The sequence below is a fragment of the Caballeronia calidae genome (assembly GCF_900044055.2).
GTDB classification, from domain to species: Bacteria; Pseudomonadota; Gammaproteobacteria; order Burkholderiales; family Burkholderiaceae; genus Caballeronia; species Caballeronia calidae.
The window spans coordinates 1-15,258 of sequence record NZ_FCOX02000103.1 but is presented as its reverse complement, the minus strand read 5'-3'; the positions used below and the strand labels follow the sequence as shown (position 1 = coordinate 15,258).

The 15,258-nt window shown below is 63.4% G+C and carries 12 protein-coding genes and 2 pseudogenes; 5 read left to right on the top strand and 9 right to left on the bottom strand.

From position 1 onward, the window contains the following. Nucleotides 1-73: 73 nt before the first annotated feature. The 6 genes and pseudogenes from tnpC to AWB78_RS47100 all read right to left on the bottom strand — a co-directional run. Nucleotides 74-1,096: pseudogene (gene tnpC, locus AWB78_RS38785) on the bottom strand (IS66 family transposase); the annotation flags it as partial. Between the two features lie 30 nt (nucleotides 1,097-1,126). Next, complete coding sequence (gene tnpB, locus AWB78_RS38780; protein WP_062612067.1) at nucleotides 1,127-1,471, bottom strand: IS66 family insertion sequence element accessory protein TnpB; 345 nt, start codon at nucleotides 1,469-1,471, stop codon at nucleotides 1,127-1,129. Further along, nucleotides 1,468-1,884: an IS66-like element accessory protein TnpA gene (gene tnpA / locus AWB78_RS49455; RefSeq protein WP_063959096.1), complete on the bottom strand. Its 417-nt coding sequence runs from the start codon at nucleotides 1,882-1,884 to the stop codon at nucleotides 1,468-1,470. The genes tnpB and tnpA overlap by 4 nt, the downstream gene beginning before the upstream one ends. A gap of 506 nt (nucleotides 1,885-2,390) precedes the next feature. Then, the gene (locus tag AWB78_RS48815; protein WP_063959094.1) at nucleotides 2,391-4,253 is read right to left on the bottom strand and encodes a tyrosine-type recombinase/integrase; all 1,863 of its coding nucleotides are present in this window, start codon (nucleotides 4,251-4,253) and stop codon (nucleotides 2,391-2,393) included. A 22-nt stretch (nucleotides 4,254-4,275) separates the two neighbouring features. Continuing rightward, nucleotides 4,276-5,409 (bottom strand): DNA-binding protein, encoded by a 1,134-nt coding sequence (locus AWB78_RS38765; protein WP_074173656.1) that lies wholly within the window; start codon nucleotides 5,407-5,409, stop codon nucleotides 4,276-4,278. Between the two features lie 309 nt (nucleotides 5,410-5,718). Further along, entirely contained in the window at nucleotides 5,719-6,078 is a 360-nt protein-coding gene (locus tag AWB78_RS47100; protein WP_157697777.1) for a helix-turn-helix domain-containing protein, read from the bottom strand. A gap of 955 nt (nucleotides 6,079-7,033) precedes the next feature. On the opposite strand from AWB78_RS47100, the gene AWB78_RS38750 reads away from it, so the two are divergent. The 4 genes from AWB78_RS38750 (at nucleotide 7,034) to AWB78_RS38735 (ending at nucleotide 10,454) form a co-directional block, all read left to right on the top strand. Next, nucleotides 7,034-7,321: an MbcA/ParS/Xre antitoxin family protein gene (locus AWB78_RS38750; RefSeq protein ID WP_062612060.1), complete on the top strand. Its 288-nt coding sequence runs from the start codon at nucleotides 7,034-7,036 to the stop codon at nucleotides 7,319-7,321. 108 nt (nucleotides 7,322-7,429) lie between these two features. Then, the gene (locus AWB78_RS38745; protein ID WP_062612058.1) at nucleotides 7,430-8,215 is read left to right on the top strand and encodes a metallophosphoesterase; all 786 of its coding nucleotides are present in this window, start codon (nucleotides 7,430-7,432) and stop codon (nucleotides 8,213-8,215) included. A gap of 136 nt (nucleotides 8,216-8,351) precedes the next feature. Beyond that, complete coding sequence (locus tag AWB78_RS38740) at nucleotides 8,352-8,972, top strand: hypothetical protein (RefSeq protein WP_062612056.1); 621 nt, start codon at nucleotides 8,352-8,354, stop codon at nucleotides 8,970-8,972. Between the two features lie 129 nt (nucleotides 8,973-9,101). After that, on the top strand, nucleotides 9,102-10,454 hold the full coding sequence (locus AWB78_RS38735; RefSeq protein WP_062612054.1) for a type II toxin-antitoxin system HipA family toxin: 1,353 nt from the start codon (nucleotides 9,102-9,104) through the stop codon (nucleotides 10,452-10,454). A 248-nt stretch (nucleotides 10,455-10,702) separates the two neighbouring features. On the opposite strand, the gene AWB78_RS38730 is transcribed toward AWB78_RS38735, so the two are convergent. The 3 genes from AWB78_RS38730 to AWB78_RS38720 all read right to left on the bottom strand — a co-directional run bounded on the left by AWB78_RS38730 (nucleotide 10,703) and on the right by AWB78_RS38720 (nucleotide 13,651). Continuing rightward, nucleotides 10,703-10,927 carry an AbrB/MazE/SpoVT family DNA-binding domain-containing protein gene (locus AWB78_RS38730; RefSeq protein WP_062612052.1) on the bottom strand — a complete coding sequence of 75 codons (225 nt, stop codon included), beginning with the start codon at nucleotides 10,925-10,927 and terminating at the stop codon, nucleotides 10,703-10,705. Nucleotides 10,928-11,584: 657 nt separating this feature from the next. Next, nucleotides 11,585-12,766, bottom strand: a complete 1,182-nt coding sequence (locus AWB78_RS38725) for an IS91 family transposase (RefSeq protein ID WP_232478052.1) — start codon at nucleotides 12,764-12,766, stop codon at nucleotides 11,585-11,587. Between the two features lie 9 nt (nucleotides 12,767-12,775). Beyond that, nucleotides 12,776-13,651 carry a tyrosine-type recombinase/integrase gene (locus tag AWB78_RS38720; RefSeq protein WP_062612046.1) on the bottom strand — a complete coding sequence of 292 codons (876 nt, stop codon included), beginning with the start codon at nucleotides 13,649-13,651 and terminating at the stop codon, nucleotides 12,776-12,778. 444 nt (nucleotides 13,652-14,095) lie between these two features. On the opposite strand from AWB78_RS38720, the pseudogene istA reads away from it, so the two are divergent. Further along, nucleotides 14,096-15,223, top strand: a pseudogene (istA, locus tag AWB78_RS38715) (IS21 family transposase); the annotation flags it as partial. Nucleotides 15,224-15,258 lie beyond the last annotated feature (35 nt).

Below are 15,258 nucleotides of genomic sequence, written 5' to 3'. Positions count from 1 at the left end.
CATTCGAGCGAATCTACGCACAAACAAGGGCCATAACCGTTTATCCCCAGATAAAAATAATCCCGGGATACTGATCCCAGCATGCCGCTTCGAAGACGTCGCCGCTTGCGTACAGCTGATCGAAGCCGGCGTAGGCATCCGCCTGCAGGATTCCCTTGAAGTTGGCGAGATGCGTTTGCGGATGAACACCCTTGCGGTCCGACGAGTAAGTGAACCAGACTGCCGCAGGTTCCGCCGAGCCCGAGCGTCGATCGTCGCGCACATAGACCCAGAATCGGCCGGTTGTCGTCTTCTGGTTGCCCGGTGTGAGGACGGGAACCGTCGTGTCGTCGCCATGGAGCTTGCCGGCAGCCAGCACGTAGCGCTGGATCGCCTCGACCAGCACCATGCAGAGTTCAACGATCTGGCCGACCCAGCGGCCCATGCTGGCGCGATCAAGTGTCACGCCGTCGCGGGCCGCGATCTCCGACTGGCGATACAGGGGTTGGTGATCCGCGAACTTTGATACCGCGATATCGGCCAGCAGGCTTGGATGCGCGATGCTGCGCTCGATCGGCAGGCCCGGCATCGGCAGTTGTTCGATATGGCCACAGCCGGGGCAAAGCAATTTGCGCCGGATCGTGCGGATCACCTTGAATGCGGCGGCTACGCGCGCGAGCTGTTCGGAGACGTCCTCGCCCAGCCGCCGCATGGTCGTCGCGCACCTGGGGCAGAGCGGATCAGGCTCGAGTACCATCTCCTCGCGCGGCAGGTGCGGCGGGAGCGGCTCTCGCGAAGGCGATTTGCCGGCCGGCGCATTCGGTGTCCTGTCGCGCTGGTTACGCGCCTCGGCAGCACCCCGGCCGGCCGTCAGGTCCTCCAGCTGCGCCTCGAGCTTGTCGATCTGCTTCGCGAGTTGCTCGGACTTGCGCCCGAAGTGCATCCGCCTGAGCTTGTCGATCTGCGCCTTCAGGCGCTCGATCTCGTCATCTCGCGCGGCGAGTTCCTCCACCATCTTCGCAATCGATGCCTGGTGCTCAAGCAGCGATGCCTGTTGCGCGAGCACCATGGCACGAAGCTCGGCGACGTTATCGGGAAGCGGCGCTTGATCGGACATGCGTCGCAGTTTACGAGCCTTCCTCGCGGTTTACAACATCGAGAGTGCGGCGGTGCGTCGTGGCTGTCGCCAGTCGATACCCTCGAGCAACATCGACAACTGTGCACTCGTCAGATGGATCTTGCCGCCATCGGCCTGTGGCCAGATGAAACGCCCTCGCTCCAACCGTCTCGCGAGAAGCCAGAGTCCGTCCTCAGTAGCCCAAAGCACCTTCACGAGATCGCCGCGGCGCCCGCGGAAGATGAAGACGTTACCGTCCAGTGGATTCTCATTGAGCGCTGTCTGCACCTTCGCCGACAGCCCTTGGAAGCCGCAACGCATGTCGGTGATGCCGGCAACGAGCCAGACTCGCGTGCCCCCCGGCAGGCCGATCATCGGGCAAGCTCCCGAATGAGCAGCCGCAGCAACGCCGGCGAGACCTCACCGGAGATTCGAACGCGTGCACGATCAAATTCGATCTCGCAGATGTTATCGGGCGGCGAGTTGGTATCGTCGGTCATGGGCGTTGCCTCCGAAGGCTCCGCGACCACGCTCACTGGAAGAAGTACCGTCGAGCTGGTATCAGGTTTCGAGGCCGCCGCCACATGATCTGGACATGGCGCGCCGAACACGCCTTGCAGATACTGACGCCGCCACCGGAACAACAAATTGGTGTTGACGTCATTACGGCGTGCAACCAGCGAAACCGAAGCTCCTGCTTCGAAGGTCTGCTCGACCAAGTGCCGCTTGGTTTCCACCCGAAAGTTTGGTCGCTTGCCCTTCGCGATCCGATTCAATGTCTCGTCCACTTTAGCTCCCACCAAATTATTTAGCGGGAACTAAACTACCAACCGGTTCGCTCAGTCGTCGAGAATGGCCGTCGCGAGCCGCTTACTACGTAGGTAAGGTGAAACTGAGTCATGTCGATCGGACGTCCGCACTTCGCGCATGGCTCGATTGGGCCTATGTCGGGTCGATGGATAGGAACTCCCTCACGTGCCATTACTTCTTCACGGCAACGATTCAGACAGTCCTGCGAGCAAAAGCACTCGAGTACCCAACTATCGCGAATCTCGACTTCGGGAATTCCGTCAGAGAAATGCGTTCTGTTCCACTCTCGCGCTATTTCGAAGACCCGCCCCCGAAAGATTCGGTTGCAGCTGAAACACTCATAGCTGTCACTGTCTGGCGTTTCCATCGCTCCTCCGCTTTTTGATCAGCTGTCGTTTCGTCGGTGCTCTCCCGGCTATTGCCGAGCCTAGTCTACGACGGCTGTCGCCCATAGCAACCTTTGGCGACGTCCGCGATCGAGAGATCAGTTTCGACTGGTCTCCGCAAAACTCCCCTCCACAAACGCCCTCAATTGCGTGAGGTCGGTGCGCGCATAGGCGGCGGTGGTCTGCACCGACGCGTGGCCGAGTAGCGTCTGCGCGACCGGCAACGGCACCGCGTGATCGACCACCAGCGTGCGGGCATAGCCGTGTCTCAGCCAGTGGGTGGAGGCTGCGTGCAGCAGCGCGCGGGTCGCAGTGTCGTCGGGCGGCACGAGCTGTTCGGCGGCGAGCAGCACCGCCTTGACCTCGTCGTACAGACCGCTGTGGCCGAGCGCGTCGCGCTTTTCGCTGTGAATCAGCGGCACCGATTCGAACGGCGCCGGCTCGGCGGGCAGGCCACGCGCCAGCCGATACGCGCGCAACACCGGCGCGCAGCGCGACGGCAGCGGAATCGCCCGGACCTTATTGCCTTTGCCGTGCACCTGCAGCGTCCAGGCGCGGGCGACGTTGTCTGACCGTGCGGACGCACCGTTTGCCGGGCTGACTCGGGTGCTGGCTGCGCCCTTGACGGTGGTGTCGACCGCGGGGGCGACTGCGGGATCCACGCTGAGGCGCGGCAGCCCGCGTTCGGCGGACCACTCGAGTTCGGCCAGGCGCACGCCGGCAAAGCGGTACAGCGACCACACCGCACGGCGCCGCGCCCAGACCAAGGGGGAGATCACCGGCGGCCGGTCGCCCGCCATGACGGCGTCGCAGAGCTCGAGCAACCGAGTCGGCAGGATCCGCACCGGCGTCCACGCCATGCGCGCGGGGGCGCCCGCCGACAGTTCCACCGCCGGGTTAATCACCAGGTAGCCGGTCTTCTGCCAGTAACGGTACAGGCTCGAGAGGACCGCGAGGGTGCGCTGGCGACTCGCGTCGCTGCCGGCCGGGCGGGTGGCCGGGAGAGTGGCCCGGTGGGTGGCCGCGTGTGTGGCTGATGGGCTGCGGGCGTGGGCGGGGGCGATGGGTGCCGGCCCCCGGGCGTCGGCCGTCCGATCAAGCGAGCGCCGGAAGGCGAGCAGGTCGTCGCGTGTCAGGTCGGAGAGCGGCCCGCGCCGGTGGCTTTGACACCAGTCGATGAGACGCCGCAGGTCAGTCCGGTACGCGCGCAGCGTATGCGGCGATCGATGCGCGCGGTCGCGCAGAAACAGCGCCAGCGCCTGCGCGTCGTCAGCGGCGCCGAGCGAATTGGTGGCCGATGCGTTCATGAAGCGCCCGGCGCGCGCCAGCCACGTGCGCAGGCTCGCCGGATCGCTGGTGTTGGAACCGGCCAAAGCCACCAGCGCGAGCGTATTCACCGCGACCGTGTCGGCCTCCTCGGGTCGCTCAACGGGGTCCGTTTCGTCCGTGCCGTTCGTTAGGCCGGTTTCTTCCGTCTCGTCCGATCGGCCCGGCGTGTCCGGTCCGCTTGACCCACGTGGCCCGCGCGCGCCCTCAAATGAAGTCGCGTCGGTGCGGCGATGACGGCCGGCCCCGATGTCAGCGGCGGTGTCCGGCAGGCAACGGAAGCGGCGCCGGTGCGCGTGCAGCACGCGGGCGAGCACCCTGTCGGCCGCCGGCGCGGTGTCGTCCGCCGCGAGGTGGAGGCGGCCGTGGTCCCAGTATTCGACCGCCGCCGCGTGGTCGAGCAGCAGCGCGAACACCGCGGGGTGCGCGCGCTTCGCCTCGGCAAGCGACGGCGCGGCACGTTTCAAGTGCGCGAGCGTCCAGCGCCGATAGACCGGGTGGCCGAGCGCCTCGCCGAGATAGGCGAGCGCGGCGTCGACGGTGTCGGGCAGCCGTTGCGCGGGCAGGGCGCCGGTGTCGATCCAGTCAGCAGGATTCGCGGCAGGATTCGTGGCGGGCGTCATGCTGGAATTCATGGCGCGTTTCATGGTGCGCCTGTCACGTCGTGTTGCGCCGGCGCGTCCGCGAGCGAGGGCGCGGGGAAGCCGTGGTCGCGGGCGCGGGATCTGTGATCGCGGACGGGGGAGCCCTGGTCGTTGCCGCAGCCGGGTCTCTCATGCTGCCTGGAACGGTCGCAGGGCGGGGCGCGCGAATCGGTTTGACTGGTTTGACGGACGGCATCGACTGGGCGGCGGGCCGGGTCCGCTGCACTGGGCGCGCCTGCCGCGTCTGCGCCGCCTGCACCGTTTCGAGGGCCTGCAACGCATGGCGCTGCTCGGTGACGACGGTGGTGAGCGCCGCCGCCTCCGCCGCGGCCTGCCGGTGCGCGTCGCGCTCGGTGGCGAGTTCGTCGAGCAGGCGCTCGCGCAGGCCCTCGAGCGCGCTGATCCGTGTCGCCGCGTCGGTGAGTTGCGCGCCGAGGCGGTCGCGCTCGCTGGCGAGCGCATGACGTTGGTGCTCCGTTTCTTGCAGCAGCCGTTTCGACAGTCCCTCGTAGCGGGCGTGGACGGCCGCAAGCGCCGTCGCATGGTCGGCGCGCGCCTCTTCGAGCGCACGGGCGGCCGTGTTCGCCGACGCGTTCAGTGCGCCGGCCGCCTGCTCGCGTTCGGCGAGCGTGGCGGTGGCGGCCCGGCACTCCGCGCGTGCGGTCGCCAGTTCCGCGTCACGCGCCGACAGCTGCGCGCGCAGTTCGGCCAGTTCGACCCGCAGCATCTCGACCCGAAGGTCCGCGTCGTGGCGGGCAGTCTGCGCGGTGTCCATTGCATCGCGCGCCTCGGTCTTGAGGCGCATCACGTCATCCAGTTGCACACTCACGGCGGCCTGCCACAGCGCGCGCATCTGCTCCGCGATGGCCTCCGGCAGGCCAGGCAGCGCGAGCTGCGTGAGCCCGGCCTGCACCAGTTCCGCTTCGATCGCATTCAGCGCCCGCGACAGCACCGCAGGGTCGCCGGCGCCCAGGCGCGCGCGCAGGCGGCGCACCGAGACGGCGCGGCGAAAGCGTTCGTGCGTGACCGACGCCGTGGATGCGGTGGACCCGGTGAACGCGGTGGCGCCGTCGTCGCCCGCCTCGGCGAGCATTGCGAGCACGGTGGTGCGGATCTGCTCGGGGGTGACGGCGGCGGGGCGAGCCATGATCGGCGAAGGAAAAGGCGCAGGTGCCCGGGAACGGGGGCCCGGCAAGGCGTGCGAGGGAATATCAAGTTTAGTGCACGCACAGCCCGAACGTTAGGGAAGCCGTTTTCGCACGGGAATGAAGACGCTGCCGGTGATAAACGCGCTTATCACCGGAAAACGGGCGCTAGACAGTCAGGGCGAGCCGGAGTGGGAAGGTTGTCCACCGCGCTGGCGCTACGATGCATGTGGCCGGTCCACGGCACGATGTCCTAACGGCGGTGTGTCGCCCATCGGCGTGGGGCCACTCAAGGTCTGTCGGCCGACGCGCTAGCGCGCGGCCTTCTTTGCGCCGCGCCCGCTGGTTGGGCGATGTCGCAGCCGCTCGCATAATTCGCTCAACCACTGGCGAACCCAGATGCGGTCGCTGTCGGTGAGGTGACTGAGGGTCTCGGCCAGTTCTTCGGCGACATCGTGTGCCCGCGACGAGCCATGGCGCAGCAGATGGCTAACGGGCACCGCGTAGATTTTGGCCAATTCGATCAGTCGCGGCAGAGTCGGCAGCACTGCGCCTCGCTCAAAGCGGCTGATGCTCTCGACGTTGACGCCCAGCCACACCGCCACCTGTTCCTGCGTATAGCCGCAATCCGTGCGAACGCGTGCGAGTGTGCGGCCGATCTGCTCAGCCATGCTCTTTTCTTCGGGTGACGCCACGGTCGACATATCGTGTTGTTGGTCAACAGATATGCTCGCCGGCCTAGGGAAATTATGTAACAACACAGCGTGTTGGATGACAACACAACTTGTTGACTGGCAAGGTCGGGTTGCGAAAATGGTGGATTTTTTCTTCGCCGCAACCCGCGTCGTACTGGAAAACCCCCGGACCGGTTGAAGACAATAAGTTCGCAGCAACGTTCTGGTAGTATTGACCGTGTTGACTGTCAACATATTGTGTTGACCGTCTCTTCGATACAAGGGCAACACTCGAACCGGTGACGGTCGGCCCGAGCGGCTATTCTGAGGGAGGAGGCCAAATGTTGGTGACGGATGCGTCTTGGGCAGAAAGCGATCCTGTCAGGCGTGCCCTGGCACACCCTTTGTTAGCGTGGCAATGCTTCGGTTGGACCAGCGAGCGGCCGATCTACCTGGCTCTTGCTCCGCGGCGCTTGTCGGAGTGGACCGAGAATCTGCCGGAGGGCTGGGTCTGCTACGCAGAGATCTTGCCGTACCTTGCAGCGCTGTGCGGGGCCGATCAACTCCGGGTGTTTGTGTACGAAGATCTCTTGCGCCTTCGCCCGGTCACGGGACTATGGCGAAAGCGGGACGACCCCAAGGCGGAAGCCGGATATTGGTCCAGCACGACAAGTGGTGGACTGAAGCCTCCGTATCGCACCATTGAGCGTTTCAGTCCGGGGCCCGAGTTTGTTCAAGAACTGCAGTTTGGCCGTGACCGTCCGCGGCGTTAGCAGCGCAGAGGAGAGAAGCCGCGCCGCGCATGTGGACCCTGCGCTCGACAAATCTCCCGCGGCGCGAAGACCGCAGGGTTGGCCGCACCGCCGTGGGTCACTGCAGCTTGCGCCCACGGCGTTGCTGCCTACGTCGACGGTGCGAACCTCTCCCGCCTGTGAGAAAAGCGAGGATAGAGATGACCGAACTCACGGAAGAGCAGTTTTTTGCGAGCGGTAGGCGGCTAGCACGGCGGGTGAATCAGCAACGGGCATTGATTGACGCCCTGAAGGACTTGCCCGGTCCTGAACGTATCACCGCGCTCGCTGGCGAAGTCTTCGAGTCCCCGGCGATGGCCGACCGATTCTTGAGATCAGCGCACCCACTTCTGAGCGGCAGCACGCCACTTGAGGCTGCAATGACGGAAGTAGGTGCAAAACGAGTTGAACGCATCCTGTGGAGCGCGCTCTTCGGAGTGTGTGTCTGATATCGGAGCAGTGAGCGAACCTATAGCACATCGCCAGCGTCGAAGGCGTGTGACTGCTGTCAGGCCGAAGGGTGGCCGGCCTGAGACCTAAGGCAAAGGAACAGCGCAGTGCGTATTCAGATCGCCTCTGACCTGCATCTCGAAGTTGTTCATCAGCGCTTTCCCGGCCTGACGTTGGTCGCGCCGACCGATGCCGATGTGCTCGTGCTTGCTGGCGACATCGCGAACGGCACAGACGCGGTCGACTACTTCGCGAAATGGCCGACGCCGGTCGTCTATGTGCATGGCAACCATGAAGCTTATAGGACCAAGTACGACGAGTTGGCTGACCGTATTCGAACGCGCGCGACAGGGACCGCGGTTCGCTACCTTGAGCGAGCGGCTTTCATGCTGGGCGATGTGAGATTTCTTGGCTGCTGCTTGTGGACTGACTACGCACTCAACGGTGCGCGTGATCAGAGTATGCGGGTGGCCCGCCGTCAATTACATGACCACCGTCTCATCATCATGAGTGACGGCGAAAGGTTTCGACCGGAACACGCGCTCGCGGAGCATGAGAAGGCCGTGAGTTGGCTGCGAGAGCAGCTCGCGACACCGTCTGATGGGAAAACAGTGGTGGTGACCCACCACGGCGTGTCGCCATCGTCTGTCCATCCACGGTACGGCGCCGACCCGGCAAACGCGGCGTTCGTGAGCGATTTAGGCCCGTTGCTGGGAGCAGCCGATGTGTGGATTCACGGTCACGTGCACGATTCCTTTGACTACCGGGTCGGCGAAGCGCGGGTGATTGCGAATCCGCGCGGCTATGCGCTTAATCGGCTGGCCGCGAGGGGACCGGCTGATCTTCTCTGGGAGAACCCCGCATTCGATCCGGCGCTGGTAATCGACGTTTAACTGGAGTTGAGGTACAACGTGACCGATTTGCTTGTCAAAACCGCGTTGCGTTCATCGCATGGGCTGCCGTCTTCACTTGGATTGGACGATGTTGAGTCCCACTTGACCAGAAGCTCGTTGCTCGAAGGACTCGTCGATGATCCAACGACGTACGGCCAGACCAGAAGACGCTGCCGACGAAGTCCTTGAAGAGCTGCAGCGAGTCAGCGGTGCGCTCGGCGCGGCTCTCGCTCCTGCGCTGGCTGCGAAGATTTTGGCCATCCCCGACGAACTGCTTGGGCAGGTAGTTAAGGTCTGCATCGTGGAAGTCGCTCTCCAGGAACGTCTAGAAATCCGCAATGCCGATCCGGACAGGGGCGCGAGCTCGGGTTTGAGGATTACATTAATGCCTTTAGGGGCTCAAGGTCGCGACCGACGGCGGCTGATAGAGACTGGTGCCCTCATCAATGAGGAAGCGCTGAGGACCGGTTTGAACATTTCGAAGACAGCATTCGTGAGAGCGGTCAACGCCGGCAGGATCTTCGGCGTCGGCATTGGGGTCACCACGTACTTCCCGCACTTTTACCTGTGCGGGAACATCGACTCGAAAGCGCTCGCTAAGGTGTCGAAGCTCTTGGGAAGCGTTGCTGGCTGGAGCAAATGGCAATTCTTCACGACGCGAAGTACGTTTCTCGGCGACGCTACACCTCTTCAAGATTTGATCGAAGGGCGCATTGCCGAGGTCGCGCGGAGCGCGTGTGGTTTTGCGGAGCGATAGGCATTGCATTCGCGCCAACCGAAACCGACCCACAATGCGTTGAACATCTGTTTAGAACGTTAATGGCGATCGTAACCAAGGTGATACCGAGGTCGCCGACGGGTCTGTCGCGTCGAGTACGGAGCGTTCATGGCTGAGAAGGAACGTCCTGTGTGGGTGTGGCTGCCGGGAGAAAACGCGCCTGTGGAGTGTGGCACGTTCGGATGGTCGCGCCGGCGCGGCCGGTTTGCGTACAGCGAGGACTTCAAGGCGCGCGCCAATGGACTGCCAGTCGATCCAATCAATCTGCCTTTTTCGCGTTCGCACAAGCCGGCAATCACAACCAATATGAATGGGCTCTTCGGCGTGCTGCGCGACGCGGCGCCGGAAGGCTTCGGCCTCGATCTCCTACTTGCGAGTTACGAAAACGAAACGCTTGATGAGGTGGAGCGCATGGACCTGGCTCCAGGTGATGGCGTCGGAGCTCTCGAAGTGTGCCTGCCCGAGCAGCTCGAACAGAAGATTAAATTTGTGCCCCCGACCTTGGCGATGCTGAAGGTCAAACTGGAACAAATCGATCCTGGATACTCCGCCAGCCTCGTGGCGCAAGAGCTTCTGGGCCCGGAAAAAACCACGGGCCTTGGGGGAGAGAAGGCGAAGGTGACGGTGTCTCTCGAGGGGGACCATGGAACCGAGTGGTGGATCGCCAAGCTGCAGGAGCGCGGCGGCGCACCGCTCTTGGCATCGCGTGAATTCGTGGCAATGACGCTTGCCAGAAAGTGCGGGCTTGATGTGGCGGAGGTTCGCCACGAGCGCGTAGGGCCGCACGAGATTGTGCTAGTGAAGCGCTTCGACCGAAAGATTGTCGACCGCGGGGTGGAGCGCTCGCTTTTTGCAAGCGCGGCGACAGCGCTACGGCTGCGAAGTGATCAAACCCCCGAGGATCACGAGCGCTCGTATGTCAGGCTGGCTTACGAACTGCGGCGCTGGTGCGCTGAGGAGAATCAGCCTGCTGCGCAGCAGCAGCGCGAATTGTGGCGCCGGATGGCGTTCAATGCACTCGTCGGCAACTACGACGACCACCCGCGCAACCACGGTCTGCTATACCGAGACGGGTCGTGGACGTTATCGCCCGCCTATGACGTTGTCGCCTATCCGCGCAGGCGTGGCATTCAGGCAATGGCTGTAAACCGGCAGGGCACGCGCATCGCAACGCCAGAGACGTTGATTGCGGATGCGGGGTGGTTTTCCTACACCCGTTCGGAAGCCTGGGACACGTTGCAGGCTATGGCCCAGACGATTCATTCGACGTGGCGCGAGCTTTTTGTCGAAGGGTGCTCAATGTCGGATGAAAACGTTCGCAGTCAGGGGGCGGCATTCGAACTGGCGGACCAAATTACGATGGGCGCGACAGGCGTGGACTTGGCGAAGCTTGAACGTCAATCAGCGCGGGCCGCATCGAGATATCCCAGCTTGTGTCCCCGAGAGGATAGCGGCCGTTAGTCTCAAATTCCGTTCGTTCTACCACGGCGACGCGGCGATGAGGCGCTGCTAGCGCACATCGACTTTGGTTGGGAATCGGAGAGAATCACGAGCACAGGCAGCCCCCACGGATAGTGGCGATGCCCGATGGCAGCACTCAGCACGACCGGCCACTACTCGCTACGGTCCACTTACTTCAAAGGGAGTATCGCCTCCCAACGTGGCTATCGGCGACGAGCGCGTCGGCGCCCAAACGGTCATTTCCTCCATTAGCTGAGGCATTCCCGATCAAACTTAAAGTCGGGAGGCAGTCGTCCGCGGTACTGGCGCAGGCGCTTCATCCGTTCAGCCACTGTCGGCTGTTTGTTGGCAGAGAAGGCGCCCGAATGGCCGACATAGATTTCAATGTCGTCGCCTTCCTTCAACCCGAGTGCATCGACGACGCTCGCAGGTAGACGGACGGCAAGGCTGTTGCCCCATTTTTCGACTTGCATGGTCCCTCCGAAGAATGCCCACAGATCGAATTGTATTCCGAGTCAACGAGCCCGACTGCACCGGGAACCCGAAAGCCTTCACCGAACGGTGGTGACCGACTGGATGTCATGTCGCCATCGCGGCGCTCGGCGCATCGCAGTGCAGTCTGTGTTTCGGATCAAGAACATAGTGCTTGATTCTGCGCGTCATCTACAAAGTTATCCACGTAAGCTGTGGACAAGTGGGCCTTGCGGGACGAAGCGCCGGATGCGATCTCGAAGCGACTTCCGATCGATTCAAACGAATCTGCGAACTTCCGCAGTCGTTAAGGGTTATTCGATGCCTGCCATCGATCACAGGAATGTGACGGTGCCGCTGCGCGTGTCGGCAGGCGTCGAATAAGCCCGATGGAGGAAACCGCGGAGTGCCCTACAGCGATCGGAGGGTTCGCGGCTATGGCGATTGATAGACCGGGATGGTCAGTGGTGCCGGATGCTGCACGCTCAGGCGGGGTGCTGGAGGGACGCTGACGCCGTAGCGAAGCGGTTTAGTCGTGCATTCGCGATGATAAAGCGGACGGGCGAAGCGCTTCACGTAGCGACATGCGCAGGCTTCCATCCTTGGACCGCGTTGCCGCGGGGCCAACGTTCGACAGGCAGGTCGAGGAACCGTGGAGTTCATGTCGGATCCCGGCGCATTGGCGGCGCGCGGATCGGGGCGCTGCGCGCGAGGATTTCGATGACGATCATCGGTGCGCCGCAGTGCCGACAGATGAAGACGGGGCGGGTTTCGATGATGGCGTCGTCCGGCGACGGGCTGATCTCGGGTGCGACGTGCAGCAGATCGCGCACCTTTGCGAGATTGGCGCGGCGCACCGGGTTGGCGAGCAGCCCGAAGTGGCGGATCCGATGGAAACGACCGGGCAGCACATGGAGCAGGAAGCGGCGCATGAATTCGCCGGTTTCGAGGGTCATGGTCTTGTAGCGGGTGCGTCCCTTCGCACGGTAGTCCTTCCAGCGGAACGTCACGCCACGCTCATCGACGGCGACCAGGCGCTGGTTGGAGATGGCGACGCGGTGCGTGTAGCGTGAGAGGTACTCGAGCACCGCCTTCGGTCCGGCGAACGGGCGCTTGGCGTAGACCACCCATTCGCAGGTACGTAGGGGCGCAAGCCATCGGGCAAAGGTGGCGGGGTCGGCGAGCCCGGTGTACTCGCCGAAGAACTGCAGGTCGCCACGGTGGTGAACCGACTGGAGTGCCTCGAGGAAGCGGCGTCGGAACAGGCGTGAGAGGACGCGCACGGGCAGGAAGAAGCCGGGCCGGCAGGCGATCCAGCGCTCACCGTCGGGCGACAGCCCGCCACCGGGGACGATGCCGTGCACATGCGGGTGATGCGTGAGCGCCGATCCCCAAGTGTGCAGCACGAGCGTGGCGCCGATCTGGGCGCCGAGATGCCTGGGATCCTCGGCGATCGTGCGCAGCGTGTCGGCGGCGATGTCGAACAGCAGCCCGTAGATGACCCGCTTGTTGTACCAGGCGATCGCGCTGATTGGCGCGGGCAGCGTGAAGACGACGTGGAAGTACTCGACGGGTAGCAGATCGGCCTGACGCGCCTCTAGCCAGCGGTGTGCGGCGCTGGCCTGGCACTTCGGGCAATGCCGGTCCCGGCACGAGTTGAAGGACACCTCGGTCCTTGTGCAGCCTGAACAGCGCAGCACATGTCCGCCCAGTGCCGCCGTGCGGCACCGTTCGATGGCCGACATGACCTTCAGCTGCCCCAGGCTCAAGTGTGTCGTGGCTCGCCACGCCGGCCCGTGGCTGCGGAAGATGTCCGCAACCTCCAGCATGAGGCGTTGCAGCCCGCGGGTCTACTCTGAGGGCAGACGATCCAGCGGACTGGTAACTTCGTGCAGCAGGTCGGTGGCCACCTGGACGTAGAGCGCGGTGTTCTCGAGCTTTGCATGGCCGAGCAGCACCTGGATCACGCGGATATCCACCTTCTGTTCGAGGAGATGTGTCGCGAAGCTATGGCGTAGCGTGTGCATGGACACGCGTTTGTCGATGTTCGCAGCCTCGGCGGCGGCATGAATGGCACGGTTCAACTGTCGCGTACTTAACTGATCGAGCGGATCGAGTCCGGGAAACAGCCACCCACCATCGAGCATCTTGCCCTGCACACGGGCCACGCGCCACCACACACGCAGACGTTCGAGCAGCACCGGCGAGAGCATCGCGTAGCGGTCACGGCGGCCCTTGCCCTGCTCGATACGTAGTGTCATGCGTTCGCTGTCGACGTCGGTGACCTTCAGCGCCACCACTTCGCTGGCGCGTAGCCCCGCGCCGTACGCGACCGACAGCGCGGTCTGGTGTTTCAGGTTGCCGGCCGCCTCGATGAGTCGCCGCACTTCATCGGGACTGAGCACGACGGGCAATATGCGGGGCACGCGCACCGGTTGCATCCTGACCATCAACTCGGGGCGGTCGAGCGTGACTGTGAAGAAGAACTTCAGGCCGGTAATCGCGTGGTTCAGCGACACGGCCGATGTGCCGTGGTCGACCATATAGAGCTGGTAGCTGCGCAGGTCCTCGACGGTGGCCGTGTCAGGTGAGCGCCCGAGAAACCTGGCGAACTCACGCACGATGTGCAGATAGGTGTCCTGCGTCTTGGGGGCGAGCTGGCGCATGCGCATGTCGTCGATCATGCGCTGGCGCAGTGGGCTGGCGTTTGTCGGTAAGGAGGTCATGATTCGGCTCCTGTTGAAGAACGAGGCGGATTGCCTCATTCGCCAACATAAAGCCGGGTGACCGGCCTCTCCCTGACCACCAGCGTCGGACCGTAGCCCCCTACCGCGCGAGCGGTTTAGTCCTACGGCCATGAAGCGTCATTCGCACGCATCGTCGATCGGACGTTCAGACGTCGGATCCGCTCAGTAATCGGCCATTCGATTCGCAAGTTGAACGCGGAGTATGTCTCACGGACACCGGGTCGAGTACGACATTCAGATTACTCGATAGTAGGACGCCCATACCGCGCGCATAGAAACGCGAAATTCTGCGTTTCACTGCAGCGCTTGCGGCCCCCGACGGTCGGTCAAAATCCCCCAGTTAGCGACCGCCGGCTGAGCGGTCCTTAGCGGTGCTGCAGGACATTTATTGTCGTCTCCTTCAGAGAAGAAGGAGACCAGGGAGTGAATGTCTTGAAGCAGCATCTGCAAAGCGCGATATTCACGCTGCTTGAGCGCGGCGTGAGCCAGCACAGGATCCACGAGCTCACGGGTATCGATCGCAAGACGATTCGCCGCTATCAAGCGCTGTATGAGGCGCGGCGGGCGGATGGCGCAAAATCCTCCACCGCCGCGACCACCGGCTCCGGCGATCCGGTGGTCGCGCAAACTCCCCCGCCGCAAAATCCTCCACTCCCGCGACCGCCGGCTCCAAGCGGAACCCTGGTCAGTTCCTTCAACTTCGCCCGTTCGGCCAGTGAGCCCCACCGGGAATGGATCGAACAGCAGGTGCGTTTGAAGCGCAACGCCCAGGCGATCTACCAGGACCTCGTTGACCAGCATGGCTTTACAGCCAGCTACGAGAGTGTCAAACGATTCGTCCGGGCGCTGCGGCACGTCGATCCGGAACAGTTCGACCGTCTCGAGTTCACCGCCGGTGAAGAGGCCCAAGTCGATTACGGCGAAGGCGCGCCGACCCGCGATCCGAAGACGGGCCGCTATCGCCGGCCACGCCTGTTCGTCATGACGTTGAGGTATTCGCGGCGCAGCTTCCGGCGCGTAGTCTGGAAGTCCAGCAAACAGGTCTGGGCACAGCTTCACGAAGAAGCCTTTCGGTACTTCGGTGGCAGCGTGAGTTACGTCGTCCTCGATAATTTACGGGAGGGCGTGATCACGCCCGACCTGTATGAACCGGAGATCAACCGCCTTTACGCCGCGATGCTTGAACATTACGGCGTCGTCGCCGACCCGGCCCGCGTACGCGATCCGAATCGCAAGGGTGCTGTTGAAAACGCAATCCAGCATACGCAGAACACCGCGCTCACCGGCCGGCGCTTCGAGTCGCTCGAGGCCCAGAATGAATTCCTGGTGCACTGGGAAGAGAACTGGGCCGCCAAACGCATCCATGGCCGTGCACGGCGACAGGTTGAAGCGATGTTCCAGGAGGAGAAGCCGCACCTGAAGCCATTGCCGACCACGGCATTCCGCTACTTTACCGAGGTCGTGCGCACCGTCTGGGACGACACCACGGTGAGCATTGATCGGAGCAACTGCCTATTCCACGCAAAACGAACACCCAATCCACACCAAATCGAACGCTGATTCCACGGCAAAGCGAACACGAATTC